We start from the raw sequence: 17,253 nt of genomic DNA on the forward strand, positions 1-17,253 counted from the left end.
GGTTCGTGTGGGGCAGCGGCTCGTTCGGAATCTCGGACAACGTTCGATCGAAATGACGAACCTATTCAACTGCCGAATTTCGGGGGCGATTTCAGAAATGCAGAGGCGATTGTTTTCACGCCACTGGCGGCCGTCAACCCCCGCCGCACCGAATCAACCGGATTCTTTGCCGACGGCCCGTGCGCCCCGGTGGCCGTAGGCTGAGCCCATGAACGAGATGCCCCGGGACGGCAGACCCGCCACGTGCATCCGGGTGCTGCTGGCCGAGGACCAGGGGATGATGCGCGGGGCCCTCGCGCTGCTGCTCGGCATGGAGGACGACATCGAGGTCGTCGCCCAGGTCGCCCGGGGTGACGCGATCGTCGAGGAGGCGCTGCTGCACCGGCCGGACGTGGCCCTGCTGGACATCGAACTCCCGGGCGCGAGCGGGCTGGACGCGGCGGCGGAGCTGCGCGAGCAGGCGCCCGACTGCCGGGTGCTGATCCTCACCACCTTCGGCCGGCCCGGCTATCTGCGCCGGGCCATGGAGGCCGGGGCGGCCGGGTTCCTCGTCAAGGACGGGCCCGTGGAGGACCTGGCCGCGGCGATCCGGCGGGTGCTCACCGGCGAGACCGTGGTCGATCCCGCGCTGGCCGCCGCCGCGCTCAGCGCCGGGCCGAGCCCGCTGACGGCCCGGGAGCGCGACGTGCTGAAGGCGTCGGTGGACGGGGCGACGGTCGCCGACATCGCCGGCCGGCTGCATCTGTCCGAGTCCACCGTCCGCAACTACCTGTCCTCGGCGATCGGCAAGACCTCCACCCGGAACCGAGCGGAGGCAGTACGGGAGGCCCGACAACAGGGGTGGCTCTGAGCCGCGCGGGCATCGTACGGACTCCAGCAGACGGCCTCCGCGGGGCGACCCCACCGGACAGCCCCGAGCGGACGGCCTCCATCAGACTGCCCCCATCGGGCGACCCCGCCGGGCGGCCTCCGCCGGGCGCCGCCATCGGACTGCCCCCACCGAGCGACCTCCGCCAGACTGCCCCCACCGGGCACCCCCCATCGGACGGCCTCCACCGGACAGCCTCCACCGGGCGGCGCCATCGGACTGCCTCCCCGGACCGCCTCCAGCGGACGCCCTCCACCGGTCGGCCCCGCCAGGCGGCCCCACCGGACAGCCTCCGCCGGGCGGCGCCATCGGACAGCCCCCACCGGACGGCCTCCGCCAGACAGCCCCCACCGGACGGCCTCCGCCAGACTGCTCCATCGGACGGCCTCCGCCGGGCGGGGCCATCGGACTGCCCCCACCAGACGACATCCGCCGAGCGGTCCCGCCGGGCGCCCCCGTCGGATCGCTTCTTCGGTGTGTCCCTCACACCCCCCGCAGCAGCGTCACCACCGCCGCGCCGCCCAGGCCGATGTTGTGCGCGAGTCCGATCCGCGCACCGGGCACCTGCCGCTCCTCCGCCCGGCCGCGCAACTGCCAGACCAGTTCGGCGGTTTGGGCGAGGCCGGTCGCGCCCAGCGGGTGGCCCTTGGAGATCAGCCCGCCGGAGGGGTTCACCACCCAGCGGCCGCCGTACGTCGTCGCGCCCGACTCGACCAGCTTCCCGGACTCCCCCGCCTCGCACATGCCGAGCGCCTCGTACGTCAGCAGCTCGTTGACGGAGAAGCAGTCGTGCAGCTCGATCACGTCGACGTCCTCGATGCCGAGCCCGGACAACGCGTACGCCCGCCGCGCCGCCTCGCGCGACATCGGCTGTCCGACGACGTCGATGCAGGAACCGGAGGCGAAGGACTCCTCGGTGTCCGTGGCCATGGCCTGTCCGGCGATCTCCACGAGCCCGGTGAGCCCGCGCGCGTCGGCGAACCGCCGCGACACCACCACCGCGGCCGCCGCGCCGTCCGAGGTCGGCGAGCACTGGAGCTTGGTCAGCGGCCGGTGCACCGTCCGGGCGGACAGGATGTCGGCCACCTCGTACACGTCCCGGAACTGCGCGTACGGGTTGTGCGCGGAGTGCCGGTGGTTCTTGGCTGCGACGGCGGCGAGCTGCGCCTGCGTCGTGCCGTACCGCTCCATGTGCTCGCGGGCCGCGTCGCCGAAGATCTGCGCGGTCGGCGGCGCCGGTTCGAAGCCGTGCCGGGCGGCCATGACGCCGTAGTGCCGGGCGACCGGAGACGTCGCGAAGTCGCCGCCGTCCGCCCCGCCGCCCAGCGCGCCCTTCTTCATCTTCTCGAAGCCCAGGGCCAGGACGCAGTCGCAGGCACCGCCCTCGACGAGCTGCCGGGCGAGCATCAGGGCGGTCGCGCCGGTGGCGCAGTTGTTGTTGACGTTGTAGACGGGGACGCCGGTGAGACCCAGCTCGTACACGGCGCGCTGGCCGGCGGTGGAGGGCTGGAAACAGTAGCCGACGGGAACCTGTTCCACATCCGTATAGGCGATCCCGGCGTCGGCGAGAGCCGCCTCGCCCGCTTCCCGCACCATGTCCCAGTACTGCCATGAACGGGTCTCGGGCTTCTCGAACCTGGTCATCCCGACCCCGGCGACATAGGCCTTCATGGCGCGCAAGACTAGAACGTGTTCCATCAACTCACCAGACTTGACACAACGTCAGAAACCCATGGGTGGGTCAAGGATTCGTTAGGGGCTCGAAGCAACGGAATAGTTGCCTGTGCATACGAGGTTTACCCGACACTTATGTTCACGGGAGGCCTCACTCAATGACCCACACGACGACCGACCAGCCGCCGCCGAAGCAGGCGAGCGGGGCCGTGGTCCCGGTGCTCGCCTTCGCGGGCATCGTCGTCGCGGTGATGCAGACGCTGCTCGTGCCGGTCATCAAGGACCTGCCGCAGCTGCTGAGCACCGCGCCCAGCAACGCCACCTGGGTCCTGACCTCGACCCTGCTCTCCGGTGCCGTCGCCACCCCGATCATGGGCCGCCTCGGCGACCTGTACGGCAAGCGGCGGATGCTGGTCCTCAGCCTCGCCATCATGGTGGTCGGCGCGCTGATCAGCGCGTTCACCAGCCAGCTGCTCCTCATGATCGTCGGCCGTACGCTCCAGGGCTTCGCGATGGGCGCGATCCCCCTCGGCATCGGCCTGATGCGCGACATGCTGCCGCGCGAGAAGCTCGGCTCGGCCATGGCCCTGATGAGCTCCTCCATAGGCGTGGGCGGCGGCCTCGCGCTGCCCGCCGCCGCCCTGGTCGCGCAGCACACGAACTGGCACGCCCTCTTCTACGGCGCCGCCGGCCTCGGCGTGCTCGCCATCCTCCTCACCCTCCTCACCGTGCCCGAGTCCCCGATGCGCGCCGAGGGCTCCTTCGACCTGGTCGGCGCGCTCGGCCTGTCCGCCGGTCTGGTGCTGCTCCTGCTGCCCATCACCAAGGGCAGCGACTGGGGCTGGTCCTCCGGCACCACGCTCGGCCTGTTCGGCGCATCCGTCGTCGTCCTCGTCCTGTGGGGCCTGTTCGAACTGCGCAGCGCGGCGCCGCTGGTCGACCTGCGCACCACCGCACGCCCCGCCGTGCTCTTCACGAACCTCGCGTCGATCATGGTCGGCGTCGCGTTCTACGTCGTCTCGCTCGTCCTGCCCCAGCTGCTCCAGCTGCCGAAGGCCACCGGCTACGGCCTCGGCCAGTCCATGGTCGTCGCGGGCCTGTGCGTGGCCCCGCTGGGCCTGACGATGATGTTCACCGCGCCGGTGTACGCCCGCCTGTCCGCGCGCTACGGCCCGAAGACCACCCTCATCCTCGGCCTGCTGATCATCGCGATCGGCTACGGCGGCGGCCTCGGCCTGATGGACGCGGCCTGGCAGACGATCGTCACGTCCGTCGTCCTCGGCGCGGGCATCGGTCTCGCGTACTCGTCCCTGCCGGCACTGATCGTGGGCGCCGTGCCGGCCTCGGAGACCGGCGCGGCCAACGGCCTGAACACGCTGATGCGTTCCATCGGCACATCGGTGTCGAGCGCCGTCGTCGGCATGGTGCTGGCCAACACGGCGAAGAACGTCGGCGGACTCGCGATCCCCACCATGCACGGCTTCCGGGTCTCCTTCCTCATCGCCACGGCCGCCGTCGCCGTGGGCCTGCTGCTCGCCCTGTTCCTGCCGAAGGCCAACCGGCCGGCCCCGCAGCAGCACACGCAGCTGCGGGCCAGCAGTGAGGAGGACGAGGTGCTGGAGCGGGCCGAGGAGGTGCTGCGCGGCTTCCGCGGGCGCGTTCTCGACGCCACCGGTGTTCCGGTCGCCCGGGCCAAGGTCACGCTGATCGACCGGCGCGGGCGGCAGGCGGGGACGACGGTGTCCGGCTCCGACGGCACGTATGCGCTGGCCGTGCCGGAGCGGGGGGCGTATGTGCTGGCGGCGAAGGCCTCCGGCCATGGGCCGCGGGCTTCGTCCGCCACACACTCCGGTGAGGAGTTGGCCGTCGATCTGGATCTCTCGTTGCCGGGGGAGGTTGTGAACGCCTAGGAGCCGGGGGGATCTGTTCGGTTCGCGGCAGACCCGCCGTCGTGGTTGACCGCGCAGTTCCCCGCGCCCCTTACGGGGCACCGCACGCACCCCCTGTCACGCAGTGACCGGGGGTGCGGCAGCATGGGCGGTCGGAAACGCCGTACGAACCGGAAGGCTCCCCATGTCCCCCGCCTCCGCCCCTGTGTCCGCCCCCGCACCCGAGATCCTCGCCGCGTTCGAGGCGGCCAAGGGGTTCATGCCCGTGGACGAGGGGCTGGCGCTGTATGCCGCGGCCGTGGCGGCCGGGCGGGCGGGGTTGCCGTTGCTGGAGGTCGGGACGTACTGCGGGCGGTCCACCGTGCTGCTCGCCGACGCGGCCCGCGCGGCCGGGGTCAGCGCGCTGACCGTCGACCATCACCGGGGCAGCGAGGAGCAGCAGCCGGGCTGGGACTACCACGACCCGGAGACCGTCGACCCCGAGATCGGGCTGATGGACACGCTGCCCGCCTTCCGCCGCACGCTGTTCCGGGCCGGGCTGGAGGAGCACGTGGTCGCCCTGGTCGGCCGTTCCCCGCAGATCGCGGCGGTCTGGAACTCCCCGCTCGGCCTCGTCTTCATCGACGGGGGCCATACGGACGAACACGCGAGCGCCGACTACGAGGGCTGGGCGCCGCACGTCACCGAGGGGGGCCTCCTCGTCATCCACGACGTCTTCCCGGAGCCCGAGGACGAGTTCACCGGGCAGGCGCCGTACCGCGTGTACCTGCGGGCTCTCGCGTCCGGGGCGTTCGAGGAGATCTCCGTCACCGGTTCGCTCCGTGTCCTGCGGCGAACGCGCGCGGGGATCTGAGGCCCCGGTTAGAGTCGCAGACGTGTCGTACACAGGCCCGGAATTCGAAACCCCGCAGCCGCGCCGGCCCCGGCGCGGCCCCCTGACCGTGGCGCTCGCCGCGCTGGTGCCCGGTGCGCTGCTCGGCTGGGCGGTGTACGAGGCCGTGGGAGGCGGCGGCTCGGACCACGCCGCTTCCGCCGCGTCGGCCTCCGGCACCTCCACCGCGTCCTCGTCCCACCCGTCCCACTCGTCCCCCTCGACCGACTCCGCCTCGCCCGCCGGCGACGGCAAGGACGCGGCCGACGGGTCCGGTTCGCTCGCGGGGAAGGTCGTCGTCATCGACCCCGGGCACAACCAGGGCAACTTCCAGCACGCCGGCGAGATCAACCGCCAGGTCGACATCGGGACGAACAAGAAGGAGTGCGACACCACCGGTACGTCCACGAACGACGGTTACACCGAGGCCCGGTTCACCCTCGACGTCGCTCACCGGCTGCGCACGCTGCTGGAGAAGCAGGGCGCCACGGTGAAGCTGACCCGTGACGGGGACAGCCCGGCCTGGGGGCCGTGCGTGGACGAGCGGGCCCGGTTCGGGAACGACGCCCATGCCGACGCCGCCATCTCCATCCACGCCGACGGCGCCGCCGAGGGCGACCGCGGCTTCCACGTGATCCTGCCGGGGTCCGTGCACGCCGGCGCCGCCGACACCCGGAAGATCGTCGGCCCCTCCCGCGACCTGGGCACCCGCGTCGCGGGCAACTTCCTGCGCGACACCGCGGAGCCGCCCTCCAACTACGTCGGCAAGGGCACCGGTCTCGTCACGCGTACGGACCTGGGTGGTCTCAATCTGTCAACAGTTCCGAAGGTGTTCATCGAGTGCGGCAACATGCGCGATAGCAAGGACTCGGCACTGCTGACCAGCGGAGCCTGGCGGCAGAAGGCGGCGCAAGGGATGTCTGACGGAATCGTGAGTTTCCTGCGCGAGTCGTGACCGGCGGGCGGATACGGCCGGACGGCCGGATCTTGCGGACGGTAGTGTCTACCGACGACGAGAGACGACCAACGAAGGACCTGAAGTGAATATCCGCTCCCTCACTAGAGGCGACGGCGTGGTGATCGGAGCAGCGGTGGTGCTGTTGATCGCGTCGTTCCTCAGCCTCTACTCGATCGACGGAGTCAGCAGCTCGGAGATCCCCAACGCCTGGAGCAGCGGCCCGGTCCTGCTGGGCGTCATCCTGGCGGGCGTCATCGGGGCCGCCCTGATCGTCGTCGCTCGCGGGCTGCCGCAGGCGCCCAAGGTCGCCGGTCTCGACCTCCGTCAGTTCGGTGTCGCGTTCACCGTGTTCGCCGCCTGGAGCGCGCTCGGCAACATCTTCGACCCGGCGGGCGGCGTCGACAACATCGGCAACGCCACGGGCAACGGCTTCAGCGCCGGCACCGGCCTGATCATCGCCCTCATCGCCACGCTGGTCATGGCGGGCGCCGCCATCGCCACCCCCCTCGTCCCCGCCCTCCAGGCCGCCCTGGTCCCGGCTGCCAAGCCGGCCGCTCCGCAGCCCTACGGCGCCCAGCCGCCGAGCGGTTACGGCTACCCGGGTGCCCCGGCCCCGCAGCAGCCGTACGGTGCGCAGCCGCAACCCGGTCAGCCCTTCGGGCAGCAGCAGCCGCCCGCCGCCGCGCAGCCGCAGGCGGCCGCTCCGGCCGGCGCGCAGCCGGCCCCGGCGGACTTCTCGCCGTTCTGGTTCGCCGTGCCGGTGACCCGGCCGCTGTTCGGTGAGGACGGCGCGCCGACCCCGATCGCCGAACTGGCGCCGGGCACCTGGTACCTGGCCGTCGAGCAGCGCGGTGCCACGCTCGTCGCGCAGACCCAGGACGGCCGTCGCGGCGTCCTCCAGGACACCTCCGGCATCCAGCGCGGCTGAGCCCCGCACGCCGGGACGTACGGCCCCTCGCCCTTCCGGGCGGGGGGCCGTTGTCGTAACCTCGGCTTCCGGTCAGTGATCTGACGTCACGTCAGACAGCTCGGAAGGCAGGTGGCGTATGCGGCTCGGCCTCGCACTCGGGTACTGGGGACGCGGTCCGGACGCCGGGCACGTACCGCTGGCCGTCGAGGCGGAGCGGCTCGGGTACGACTCGGTGTGGACCGCGGAGTCCTGGGGATCCGACGCCTTCACACCGCTCACCTGGATCGCGGCGCGGACCTCGACGATCAGACTGGGTACGGGAGTTGCCCAGATGGCCGCCCGCACACCGACCGCCACCGCCATGCACGCCCTCACCCTGGACCATCTCTCCGGCGGGCGGATGATGCTCGGTCTCGGACTGTCGGGGCCGCAGGTGGTGGAGGGGTGGTACGGCCGTCCGTTCCCGGCCTCGCCGCTGACCGCGACCCGGGAGTACCTGGACGTCGTACGGCAAGTCCTGCGCAGGGAAGGGCCCGTGGCGCTGGACGGGCGGTTCCATCCGCTGCCGTACCGGGGACCGGACGGCACCGGGCTCGGCCGGCCGCTGAAGTCGATCACGCATCCGCTCCGGCCCGGCCTGCCCGTCCTGCTCGGTGCCGAGGGGCCGAGGAACGTCGCCCAGACGATCCGGATCGCCGACGGGTGGCTGCCGCTGTACTGGGCGCCGAGCCGGCCCGAGGCGTACGGGGAGGCGGTGCGGAAGCTGCCCGAGGGGTTCATGGTGGCGCCGCTGGCCCAGGTGCGGGTCTGCGACGACGTGGCCGAGGGGCTGCTGCCCGTCAAGGCCATGCTCGGCTTCTACATCGGCGGGATGGGACACGCGGCCCGCAACTTCCACGCCGACCTGATGGCCCGCATGGGGTACGAGGAGCAGGCCCGGCGGATCCAGGAGCTGTTCCTGGCCGGGCGGCGCGAGGAGGCCGTACGCGCCGTGCCGGACGCCTTCGCCGACGAGATCTCGCTGGTCGGCCCGCGTGCGCGGATCGCCGAGCGGCTGGAGGCGTGGCGGGCGGGCCCGGTGACGGACCTGCTGGCCGTGTCACCGGACCCGCACACGCTCCGGGTGCTGGCGGAGCTGAACTCCTAGACGCCGCCTAGCCCTTGGTGAGCTGCGCGGCCGAGGGCACCTTGTTCTGGACCGGGGCGCCCGCGCTCGCGCCCGCGCCCTTGACCTTGTTGATCGTGTCGTTGAAGGAGCCGACCGCGCCGGCGTCGCCGTTCTTGAGCTTGGCCGGCAGGTTCTTCAGCGCGTCGATGCCCGAGGAGAGCGGCGCGAGCGCCTTGGCGAGCGCCGGGTCGCCCTGGGCGTTGCGCTCGGCGGCCTTGAGGCGGTTGTAGGTGAAGGCACCGGCCAGCGCGGCCTTCAGCAGGGCCGACTTGCGGCCGTGGGCGCCCTTCTTGAACTTGCCCGCCTTCCAGGGCTTCACGATCCACTGGTAGGTGGCGCCGGCCGCGAGGCCCGCGTTCGCCACGAACCGGGTCTTGGCGAACTTCTGGCGTTCCGCCGAGGTGGTCGGGCTGGGCTTGGCGGCAGCGGGGACGGCCCGGACCGCCACGGTGTCCTTCGTGTCCTTCGTACTGGTCATCTCGCCGGTTCCGCAGGCCGCGGTACCGGCCAGCAGGGCGGTGGAGAGCGTGAGCGCCACGACGTGGCGTCGGTTCGGTACGCGCACGGGGTCCTCCGGACGTTTTCCCCGAGTTTTTCGTTCCCTTGGCAGGGTGGCGCGGTTGGCCGGGGTGCGCCACTTGGGGGACTTCCGGTTGCGATCTCGTCCGCGGGCGCGGGGCTCAGTTACAACAGTCCGGGTCCAGTCCCGCCGGCAGCTGCTCGCCCCCGAACACCGCGCACGTCGCCTCGTGGCCGCCCAGGGCGGCCACCGCGAGCAGCAGGGAGCCCGCCGTCCAGGTGGTCAGCTCGCGCGGCCAGATCGCGTCGTCGTCGAAGACGTAGCCGGTCCAGTACAGGCCGCTGTCGGGGTCGCGCAGGTGCTGGATGGACTGGAGGACGGTCAGGGCCCGGTCCGACTCCCCCACGGCCCACAGGGCGAGGGCGAGCTCGCTGGACTCGCCGCCGGTCACCCACGGGTTGGGGACCACGCAGCGCACGCCCAGGCCGGGGACGACGAAGCGGTCCCAGGACTCGGCGATGCGGGCCCTGGCCTCCTCGCCGGTGAGGGCGCCGCCGAGGACCGGGTAGTACCAGTCCATCGAGTAGCGGTCCTTGTCGAGGAAGCGCTCCGGGTGGCGGCGGATCGCGTGGCGCAGCGCGCCGGCCGCCAACTCCCAGTCCGGCTGCGGCTCTTCGCGCTGCTCGGCGATCGCGAGGGCGCAGCGCAGCGCGTGGTGGACGGAGGAGCTGCCGGTGAGCAGGGCGTCCGTGGCGGGCGTGCCGTCGTCGTCCTGCCGCCAGCCGATCTGGCCGCCGGGCCGCTGGAGCCGCAGGACCCATTCCACGGCCGCGTAGACGCTGGGCCACATGCGGTCCAGGAAGGTGTCGTCGCCGGTGGAGAGGTAGTGGTGCCAGACGCCGACGGCTATGTAGGCGACGAAGTTCGACTCGCGGCCGCGGTCGGTGACGTCGTCGTGGGCGCCGTCGGCGTAGGCGGCGTACCAGGAGCCGTCCTCGTTCTGGTGCCGGGCCAGCCAGGTGTACGCCCGCTCGGCGGCCGTGTGCTCGCCGGCCGCGTCCAGGGCCATCGCGGCCTCGGTGTGGTCCCAGGGGTCCAGGTGATGCCCGCGGAACCACGGGATCGCGCCGTCCTCCCGCTGTACGGCGAGGATGCCGCGGACGGTCGCGGCGGCCTGCCCGGCGGTGAGGACCCCGGGCAGGACGAGGTGTTCTGTCCGGGGGGTGGTCACTTGGCGGCCGCCTCGTGCGCACCCTCCGCGACGCGCGGCAGGTGCGGCTTGGTGGCGTAGACCACGAAGCTCTTGCCGATGACCGGGTTGAGTGCCTGCTCGGCGACCCGGGTGGCCAGCGGCTTCTTCATGATGTCCCAGACCAGCAGCTTGTGGTACGCCCGCACGGGCAGCGCCTTGTCGTTGTCGACGCCGAACGCGCACTTCAGCCACCAGTACGGCGAGTGCAGCGCGTGCGCGTGGTGGCTGCCGTAGGGCCTGAGGCCGGCCTCGCGGACCTTCGCCGTCAGTTCGTCGGCCTTGTAGATGCGGATGTGGCCGCCCTCGACCTCGTGGTAGGCGTCGGACAGCGCCCAGCAGACCTTCTCGGGGCCGTAGCGGGGGACGGTGATGGCGATGCGGCCGCCCGGCCTGAGGACGCGGACCATCTCGGCGAGCACGCCCTTGTCGTCGGGGATGTGCTCCATCACCTCGGAGATGATGACGACGTCGAAGGACTCGTCGGGGAAGGGGAGTGCGAGGGCGTCGCCCTCCATCGCGGTGGCGGTGGCCCCTTCGGGCGCCTCGCCGGCCTCCTTCATCGCCGCGAACCACCTGGCGACCTCGCGGATCTCCTCGCCGTTCTGGTCCAGGGCCACGACCTGGGCGCCGCGCCGGTAGCACTCGAAGGCGTGCCGGCCGGCGCCGCAGCCGAGGTCCAGGACACGGTCGCCCGGGGCGAGCGGGAACCGGGAGAAGTCGACGGTCAGCACGTGGCCCTGCTTTCGGTGTAGACGCCTGTTGCTGCGGCCGCGGGGCGGCTCTCGATGGGGGGCTTGCGGCGCAGGCCGCCGGTGCGTGCGACGGCCTCGCGGTAGCGGGTGACGGTCCCCTCGGCGGCCCGGGCCCAGGTGAAGCGCGCGAGCACCCGCTGCCGGCCGGCCCGGCCAAGCCGGGCGCGCAGCTCCGGGTCGCCGAGCAGCCGTACGAGCCCGGCGGCGAGCGCGCCCGCGTCGCCGGTCGGTACGGCCAGACAGGTCTCGCCGTCGCGGCCGGCGACCTCGGGGATCGCGCCGCCGGTCGTGGCGAGCAGCGGGGTGCCGGTGGCCATGGCCTCGGCGGCGGGCAGCGAGAAGCCCTCGTAGAGCGAGGGCACGCAGGCGACCTCGGCGGAGCGGATCAGGTCGACGAGTTCGGCGTCGGAGATGCCCTTGACGAACTCGACGGCGCCGGCGAGGCCGTACCGCTCGACGGCCTGGGCCACCGGCCCCTCCTCGGGGCGCTTGCCGACGACGACGAGGTGGGCGGCCGGGTGCTCGGTGCGCACCTTGGCGAGCGCTTCCACGAGGAAGACCAGGCCCTTCAGCGGCACGTCGGCGCTGGAGGTGGTGACGATCCGGCCCGGTACCTCGGGCACGGCCGGATTCGGCGAGAACAGGTCGGTGTCGGCGCCGATGTGGACCACGTGGATACGGTCGTCGCGCACGCCGAGGTGGTCCACGATCTCCTGGCGGGAGGTGCCGGAGACGGTGAGGACGGAGGGCAGCCGGCGGGCGACGCGCTTCTGCATCCGGGTGAAGGCGTACCAGCGCCGGACCGAGTAGCGCCGCTGCCAGCCCTCAGCCGCGTCCAGCTCCAGCTGCCGGTCGACGGTGATGGGATGGTGGATGGTGGTGACGAGGGGCGCGCCGATGTCGCCCAACAGCCCGTATCCCAGGGTCTGGTTGTCGTGGACGACGTCGAACTCACCGCGCCGGGCCAGCAGATGGCGCCGGGCGCGCAGGGAGAACGTCAGCGGCTCGGGAAACCCGCCGGTCCACATGGTCGCGACTTCGAGTCCGTCGATCCAGTCCCGGTACTCGCCCCGTCCGGGAGTGCGGAAGGGGTCGGGCTGGCGGTACAGGTCGAGGCTCGGCAGCTCCGTGAGCGTGAGCCCGGGACACCCCTCGTCGAGGACCGGGTACGGCTGCGAGCCGATCACCTCGACCCGGTGTCCGAGGCGGGCCAGCTCGCGCGAGAGATGCCGTACGTAGACACCCTGGCCGCCGCAGAACGGGTTCCCTTTATAGGTGAGGAGCGCGATGTCGAGCGGTCGCCCGCCGTCGGCCGCAGGATCCTCCTGGACACCCGCGGCACGGGCCTCAGCGGTCACTCCGTGCCCCCTTCTGCCTGCGCTGTCCCGCGAGACTACGCCGGGACGCTAATCTAGAACAAGTTTCAGACTTGATCGTTCAAGAGGCTCTGAATCTACCGGCAGGTAAGGGAGCTGTGAGCGGTGGATCAGGTGATTCACGCCACGGCGGACCGCTCTGTCATGCTGTTTGATCACGTGCCCTACAGACGCCCTCACCGACTGTCACGGAGCGGGACCCATGCCTGCGGAATCCAAGCTGGAAGCGAGTACGGTCCGGCCCTCGTCGTCGGCCTCGTCGCCGCTCACCGAGCGGCAGGAGGCCCGCCGTCGCAGGATCCTGCACGCCAGCGCCCAGCTGGCCAGCCGGGGCGGTTTCGACGCCGTCCAGATGCGCGAGGTCGCCGAGTCCTCCCAGGTCGCCCTCGGCACCCTGTACCGCTACTTCCCCTCCAAGGTGCACCTGCTGGTCGCCACCATGCAGGACCAGCTGGAGCACATGCACGGCACGCTGCGCAAGAAGCCCCCGGCGGGCGACACGGCCGCCGAGCGCGTCGCGGAGACCCTGATGCGCGCCTTCCGCGCCCTGCAGCGCGAGCCGCACCTCGCCGACGCGATGGTCCGGGCCCTCACCTTCGCCGACCGCAGCGTCTCCCCCGAGGTCGACCAGGTCTCCCGCCAGACGACGGTGATCATCCTGGACGCGATGGGCCTGGAGCACCCCACCCCCGAGCAGCTCTCGGCAGTGCGTGTCATCGAACACACCTGGCACTCGGCCCTCATCACCTGGCTGTCGGGCCGTGCCTCCATCGCCCAGGTGAAGATCGACATCGAGACGGTGTGCCGCCTGATCGACCTGACGGAGCCGGGCGGGCATTCCTGATCACCGCCGCGTCCAGTGCCGCAGCGTGTCCAGGAGCCGGCCGAGCACCGTGAGCGCCGCGGCACGGCGGGCGGGCTTGCGCGACCATACGGCGGGCAGGACGACTCCGCCGTAGAGGGCGAGGAAGACGAGGGCGGCGAGGAGCACGGGCGGCTGGACACTGCTGGCCGCCCGGCTCCCGGCCGGCGAGTTCCGCCCGCTGCGGGTGCAGTTGCGGCACACACCGGCGGAGGCGGATCTCCAGGCCCAGTTGGAGCACGCGCTGAGGCGGGAGACCGGACGCGCGGTCGGCTGGCCCGACTGGTCCGAGGCCGTGCCCGGGGCCATCCCGGTCGTCCTCCTGGACGGCCTCGACGAACTGCTCCAGGCGGGCGCCCAACTCCTCGACTCCGCCCGGCAGTGGAGCTATCTGCGGGAGATCGAGCGCTTCCAGGCGCGCGAGGCGGAGCAGGGCCGTCCGCTGATCGTACTGGTGACGAGCCGCACCGTGGTCGCGGACCGCTCGGAGATCCCCGCGAGGAGTCAGGTGCTGCGGCTGGAGCCGTTCGGCAAGGGCGAGATCGAGCGCTGGCTGGACATCTGGAACAGCGCGAACCGGTCCCATTTCGAGCGGCACGGCCTGCACCCGCTCGCCCTCGCCCCCGTCCTCCAGCACGCGGAACTCGCCGCCCAGCCCCTGCTGTTGCTGATGCTCGCCCTGTACGACTCGGTCAGCGGCGACCTGCACAGGATGCGCTACGAGCGCATCAGCCGCACCCAGTTGTACGAGCGCCTGCTCACGGAGTTCGCCCGCCGCCTGGACGACGGCGAGCTGTACGCGCTGCTGTCCTTCACCCCGCTCACGGACCGGGCGCAACTGGTACAGAACCTCGGTGACATGCTGGCGGCCTGGCCGACGGGCCGGGACCGGTTGCCCACGCTCCTGGCCACCCTGTTCAAGGCGGCCGAGTGGGATCCGCACCGTTCCGATCCAGGACACGCACCGGCAGCGGTGACCAGGACGTACCGGAACGCGGTGTACGAGGCGAACCTGCTCCTGGTCGCGGTGCTGGCGGGGGGCGACGTGCACGCGTCGGCGTTCGTGGGGTCCGAGCACGTCGTCGACAACTGGCGGCGGCGCGCCATGCTGTGGAAGTCGCAGCTGTCGTCGGAGTCATGGGAGCTGCTGTCGTCCGCGCTCCACACCACGCGCTGTTGGCGGGACGCCCAGCCGGACCTCCTGATCGGCACCCGCCAGGCGGGCCGCCCCACCGACCTCCCCCACCTGCGGGCGGCGCTCCCGAACGGCGCGTACGCCGACGAATTCACGACGCTGGAACGGACCTGGAGAGGCTGACCCTCACTCCTCCGGCGGAAACACACCCTCCCCGCTTCCCGCCAACGTGATCGCAATCGCCTCCACCGGACAGCTCTCGGCCGCCTCCAGGACGGACTCCGTCGCGTCCGTGTCCGGGGCGACCGGGTGGGACTGGCGGGCGGAGTCGAGGCGGAAGGCGTCGGGGGCGTGGTGGAGGCACTGGGCCGAGCCGATGCACACCGAACGGTCGACCTCGACGTGCCAGCGGTCGCCCATGCTCACGCTCCCGCCGGCAGGTGGATCATCTTGTGTTCGAGGTACTCGCCGTAGCCCTCCGGGCCGAACTCCCGCCCCAGGCCGGAGTTCTTGTAGCCGCCGAACGGGCCGAGCATGTCCAGGCTGAAGGTGTTGACCGAGTAGGTGCCGGTGCGGACCCGGCGGGCGACCTCGATGCCGTGCTCGACGTCGGCCGTCCACACGCTGCCCGACAGACCGTAGTCCGAGTCGTTGGCGATCTTCACGGCCTCGTCCTCGTCGCCGTACGGGAGCAGGCAGATCACCGGGCCGAAGATCTCCTCGCGGGCGATCCGCATGCCGTTGTGGACGTCGCCGAAGAGGGTCGGTTCGACGTACCAGCCGCGCTCCAGGCCCGCCGGGCGGCCGCCGCCGGTGAGGATCTTGGCGCCTTCCTCCTGGCCGATCCGGATGTAGTCGAGGTTGCGCTGCTGCTGGCGGCGGGCGACCAGCGGGCCGACCTGGGTCGCCGGGTCCAGCGGGTCGCCGACCCTGAGCGCGCTCGCCGCGGCCGCGAAGGCGTCGGCGTACTCGTCGTAGCGGGTGCGCGGGACGAGGATGCGGGTCTGGGCGACGCACGCCTGCCCGTTGTTCATCCAGGCGGCCGGGACGATGCCGGCGACCGCCGTCGCCACGTCCGCGTCGGGCAGCACGACCGCCGCCGACTTGCCGCCCAACTCCAGGGTGACCCGGGTCAGATGGCGGGCGGCGACCTCCATCACGCGCTTGCCGGCCGCGACCGAGCCGGTGAAGGAGACCTTGTCGATGCCGGGGTGCCCGACCAGGTACTCGCTGACCTCCCGGTCTGCGGGGAGGACCGAGAGCACCCCCTCGGGAAGGCCGGCGTCCCGGGCGATCTCGGCCAGCAGGTAGGCGTCCAGCGGGGACTCCGGGGACGGCTTCAGCACGACCGTGCAGCCGGCCAGCAGCGCGGGCGCGAGCTTGGCGGCGGCGACGAACTGGGGGACGTTCCACGGGACCACGGCCGCGACCACCCCGACCGGCTCCCGCCGGACGAGGATCGGCCCGAGGACGCCGTCGCGCCGCTCCTCGTACACATACCCCTGGGCGACCCTGATCGCCGCGTCCCACACCATCATCGCGCCGAGCGCCTGGGCGAGGACGCTCCAGGAGTACGGCGAGCCGTTCTCCGAGGAGATCACCCGGGCGATCTCCTCGTGCCGGGCGGCGATGCCGTCCTTGATGCGGGTGACGACCTCGATCCGCTCCTCCTGTGTCGCCCGCGGCCAGGGCCCCTCGTCGAAGGCGCGGCGCGCCACGGCCACCGCATGGTCGACGTCCGCCCGGGAGGCGTGCGGCACCCGGCCGATGACCTCCTCGGTGTGCGGCGAGATCACCTCGATGACGTCCTTGCCCGCGGGGTCGGTCAACTCCCCGCCGATGAACAGCTGTCCGTGTTCCATGAGCTCGGTCATGGCCGCCGCCACCTTTCTGACGCTGTTTCAGAACTGATATCAGTTCTAGTTATAGTGAGCAATGGCGGTGGGGCGGAGGACAGATGGCGACGACGTTCGATCACGGCGGGGGCGTACGGTCCGTTGCGGTGCCGATCCCGGACAACCCCCTCGGGCACACGCTGGTGTACGTCGTGGAGAGCGACCGGGGGCCGGTGCTGGTGGACACCGGGTGGGACGATCCCGGTTCCTGGGACACCCTCGTGGCGGGGCTCGCGGCGTGCGGCACGGCGGTGGGCGAGGTGTACGGCGTCGTCGTCACCCACCATCACCCGGACCACCACGGGCTGTCCGCGCGGGTGCGTGAGGCCTCCGGTGCCTGGGTGGCGCTGCATCCGGCCGACGCGGCGATCGTGCGCAGGACGCGGGAGACGCCGCCCGAGCGGTGGTACACGTACATGGCGGCCAAGCTGACGGCGGCCGGGGCGCCCGAAACGCACGTGGCTCCCCTGCGCACCCCGCGCCCGCGGCCCCTGCCCGGCCTCTCCCCCGCCCTCCCGGACCGGGAGATCGTCCCGGGCGAACTCCTCGACCTGCCCGGCCGCCGGCTGCGCGCGATCTGGACGCCGGGGCACACGCCCGGGCATGTTTGCCTGCATCTGGAGGAGGAGCATCCGGCCCGACTCACCGGTCACGGGCGGCTGTTCAGCGGCGATCACCTGCTCCCGGGGATCACCCCGCACATCGGCCTGTACGAGGACCCCGACGACACGACCGTCACCGACCCCCTCGGCGACTACCTCGACTCCCTGGAGCGGATCGGCCGGCTCGCCCCCGCCGAGGTCCTCCCCGCACACGAGCACACCTTCACCGACGCGCCGGGCCGGGTACGGGAGTTGCTCGATCACCACGAGGAGCGGCTGGCCGGCCTGCTCGCCCTGCTCGCCGAGCCGCTCACCGCCTGGCAGCTCGCCACGCGGATGGAGTGGAACCGCCCGTGGGAACAGATCCCGTACGGCTCCAGGAACATCGCCGTCTCGGAGGCCGAGGCCCATCTGCGCCGGCTCGTGAAACAGGGCCGGGCGGAGGCGGTGACGGGGAGCGAACCGGTGGCGTACATGGCGGTGTGACCGGCAGCCGGGTCACCTCGGGCGCGGATTTCCTG

At 72.1% G+C, this 17,253-nt stretch carries 17 protein-coding genes; 9 read left to right on the plus strand and 8 right to left on the minus strand.

The window, feature by feature from the left end:
• The first annotated feature begins 208 nt into the window (after window positions 1-208).
• Window positions 209-850, plus strand: coding sequence for a response regulator (locus tag AC4OXY_RS18130; protein WP_362822208.1), 642 nt, complete (start codon window positions 209-211; stop codon window positions 848-850).
• A 501-nt stretch (window positions 851-1,351) separates the two neighbouring features.
• On the opposite strand, the gene AC4OXY_RS18135 is transcribed toward AC4OXY_RS18130, so the two are convergent.
• The gene (locus AC4OXY_RS18135) at window positions 1,352-2,539 is read right to left on the minus strand and encodes a lipid-transfer protein (protein ID WP_402062969.1); all 1,188 of its coding nucleotides are present in this window, start codon (window positions 2,537-2,539) and stop codon (window positions 1,352-1,354) included.
• A gap of 161 nt (window positions 2,540-2,700) precedes the next feature.
• Here AC4OXY_RS18135 and AC4OXY_RS18140 point away from each other — a divergent pair, with 161 nt between their 5' ends.
• From AC4OXY_RS18140 to AC4OXY_RS18160, 5 genes are all read left to right on the plus strand, one after another.
• Window positions 2,701-4,452, plus strand: coding sequence for an MFS transporter (locus tag AC4OXY_RS18140; RefSeq protein WP_356030595.1), 1,752 nt, complete (start codon window positions 2,701-2,703; stop codon window positions 4,450-4,452).
• 163 nt (window positions 4,453-4,615) lie between these two features.
• On the plus strand, window positions 4,616-5,284 hold the full coding sequence (locus AC4OXY_RS18145; RefSeq protein ID WP_491994210.1) for a class I SAM-dependent methyltransferase: 669 nt from the start codon (window positions 4,616-4,618) through the stop codon (window positions 5,282-5,284).
• A 22-nt stretch (window positions 5,285-5,306) separates the two neighbouring features.
• Window positions 5,307-6,257 (plus strand): N-acetylmuramoyl-L-alanine amidase, encoded by a 951-nt coding sequence (locus AC4OXY_RS18150; protein ID WP_356030592.1) that lies wholly within the window; start codon window positions 5,307-5,309, stop codon window positions 6,255-6,257.
• 85 nt (window positions 6,258-6,342) lie between these two features.
• The gene (locus tag AC4OXY_RS18155; protein WP_356030591.1) at window positions 6,343-7,188 is read left to right on the plus strand and encodes a hypothetical protein; all 846 of its coding nucleotides are present in this window, start codon (window positions 6,343-6,345) and stop codon (window positions 7,186-7,188) included.
• A gap of 118 nt (window positions 7,189-7,306) precedes the next feature.
• Window positions 7,307-8,317 carry an LLM class F420-dependent oxidoreductase gene (locus AC4OXY_RS18160; protein WP_491994211.1) on the plus strand — a complete coding sequence of 337 codons (1,011 nt, stop codon included), beginning with the start codon at window positions 7,307-7,309 and terminating at the stop codon, window positions 8,315-8,317.
• A gap of 7 nt (window positions 8,318-8,324) precedes the next feature.
• Here the strand turns inward: AC4OXY_RS18160 and AC4OXY_RS18165 are convergent, their stop codons facing one another.
• The 4 genes from AC4OXY_RS18165 to AC4OXY_RS18180 all read right to left on the minus strand — a co-directional run bounded on the left by AC4OXY_RS18165 (window position 8,325) and on the right by AC4OXY_RS18180 (window position 12,220).
• Window positions 8,325-8,903: a hypothetical protein gene (locus tag AC4OXY_RS18165; RefSeq protein WP_491994212.1), complete on the minus strand. Its 579-nt coding sequence runs from the start codon at window positions 8,901-8,903 to the stop codon at window positions 8,325-8,327.
• Window positions 8,904-9,018: 115 nt separating this feature from the next.
• Window positions 9,019-10,089, minus strand: a complete 1,071-nt coding sequence (locus AC4OXY_RS18170) for a prenyltransferase/squalene oxidase repeat-containing protein (protein WP_356030585.1) — start codon at window positions 10,087-10,089, stop codon at window positions 9,019-9,021.
• Entirely contained in the window at window positions 10,086-10,841 is a 756-nt protein-coding gene (locus AC4OXY_RS18175) for a class I SAM-dependent methyltransferase (protein WP_491994213.1), read from the minus strand. Before AC4OXY_RS18175 ends, AC4OXY_RS18170 begins: the two co-directional genes overlap by 4 nt.
• Window positions 10,835-12,220 (minus strand): glycosyltransferase family 4 protein, encoded by a 1,386-nt coding sequence (locus tag AC4OXY_RS18180; RefSeq protein WP_356030581.1) that lies wholly within the window; start codon window positions 12,218-12,220, stop codon window positions 10,835-10,837. The genes AC4OXY_RS18175 and AC4OXY_RS18180 overlap by 7 nt, the downstream gene beginning before the upstream one ends.
• A gap of 220 nt (window positions 12,221-12,440) precedes the next feature.
• On the opposite strand from AC4OXY_RS18180, the gene AC4OXY_RS18185 reads away from it, so the two are divergent.
• Complete coding sequence (locus AC4OXY_RS18185; RefSeq protein ID WP_356030580.1) at window positions 12,441-13,082, plus strand: TetR family transcriptional regulator; 642 nt, start codon at window positions 12,441-12,443, stop codon at window positions 13,080-13,082.
• Here AC4OXY_RS18185 and AC4OXY_RS18190 read toward each other — a convergent pair whose 3' ends face one another.
• On the minus strand, window positions 13,083-13,229 hold the full coding sequence (locus tag AC4OXY_RS18190) for a hypothetical protein (RefSeq protein WP_356030578.1): 147 nt from the start codon (window positions 13,227-13,229) through the stop codon (window positions 13,083-13,085). It abuts the gene before it with no gap.
• A 64-nt stretch (window positions 13,230-13,293) separates the two neighbouring features.
• Here AC4OXY_RS18190 and AC4OXY_RS18195 point away from each other — a divergent pair, with 64 nt between their 5' ends.
• On the plus strand, window positions 13,294-14,418 hold the full coding sequence (locus AC4OXY_RS18195) for a hypothetical protein (RefSeq protein WP_491994214.1): 1,125 nt from the start codon (window positions 13,294-13,296) through the stop codon (window positions 14,416-14,418).
• 3 nt (window positions 14,419-14,421) lie between these two features.
• On the opposite strand, the gene AC4OXY_RS18200 is transcribed toward AC4OXY_RS18195, so the two are convergent.
• Together AC4OXY_RS18200 and AC4OXY_RS18205 are read right to left on the minus strand one after the other, a co-directional pair.
• On the minus strand, window positions 14,422-14,655 hold the full coding sequence (locus tag AC4OXY_RS18200; RefSeq protein WP_356030575.1) for a ferredoxin: 234 nt from the start codon (window positions 14,653-14,655) through the stop codon (window positions 14,422-14,424).
• A 2-nt stretch (window positions 14,656-14,657) separates the two neighbouring features.
• Window positions 14,658-16,109 carry an aldehyde dehydrogenase gene (locus AC4OXY_RS18205; protein ID WP_491994215.1) on the minus strand — a complete coding sequence of 484 codons (1,452 nt, stop codon included), beginning with the start codon at window positions 16,107-16,109 and terminating at the stop codon, window positions 14,658-14,660.
• 83 nt (window positions 16,110-16,192) lie between these two features.
• Between AC4OXY_RS18205 and AC4OXY_RS18210 the strand changes: the two genes are divergently transcribed.
• Window positions 16,193-17,218 carry a Strvi_7410 family MBL fold metallo-hydrolase gene (locus AC4OXY_RS18210; RefSeq protein WP_356030570.1) on the plus strand — a complete coding sequence of 342 codons (1,026 nt, stop codon included), beginning with the start codon at window positions 16,193-16,195 and terminating at the stop codon, window positions 17,216-17,218.
• Window positions 17,219-17,253: the final 35 nt, after the last annotated feature.

The sequence above is a fragment of the Streptomyces sp. HUAS MG56 genome, from assembly GCF_058673395.1.

Excerpts from the sequence above, each read along its gene's own strand:
- AC4OXY_RS18160 (WP_491994211.1), top strand. The coding sequence starts at position 7,307 with ATGCGGCTCGGCCTCGCACTCGGGTACTGGGGACGCGGTCCGGACGCC.
- AC4OXY_RS18140 (WP_356030595.1), top strand. The coding sequence starts at position 2,701 with ATGACCCACACGACGACCGACCAGCCGCCGCCGAAGCAGGCGAGCGGG.
- AC4OXY_RS18205 (WP_491994215.1), bottom strand. The coding sequence starts at position 16,109 with ATGACCGAGCTCATGGAACACGGACAGCTGTTCATCGGCGGGGAGTTG.
- AC4OXY_RS18130 (WP_362822208.1), top strand. The coding sequence starts at position 209 with ATGAACGAGATGCCCCGGGACGGCAGACCCGCCACGTGCATCCGGGTG.
- AC4OXY_RS18185 (WP_356030580.1), top strand. The coding sequence starts at position 12,441 with ATGCCTGCGGAATCCAAGCTGGAAGCGAGTACGGTCCGGCCCTCGTCG.
- AC4OXY_RS18210 (WP_356030570.1), top strand. The coding sequence starts at position 16,193 with ATGGCGACGACGTTCGATCACGGCGGGGGCGTACGGTCCGTTGCGGTG.
- AC4OXY_RS18145 (WP_491994210.1), top strand. The coding sequence starts at position 4,616 with ATGTCCCCCGCCTCCGCCCCTGTGTCCGCCCCCGCACCCGAGATCCTC.
- AC4OXY_RS18200 (WP_356030575.1), bottom strand. The coding sequence starts at position 14,655 with ATGGGCGACCGCTGGCACGTCGAGGTCGACCGTTCGGTGTGCATCGGC.
- AC4OXY_RS18135 (WP_402062969.1), bottom strand. The coding sequence starts at position 2,539 with ATGAAGGCCTATGTCGCCGGGGTCGGGATGACCAGGTTCGAGAAGCCC.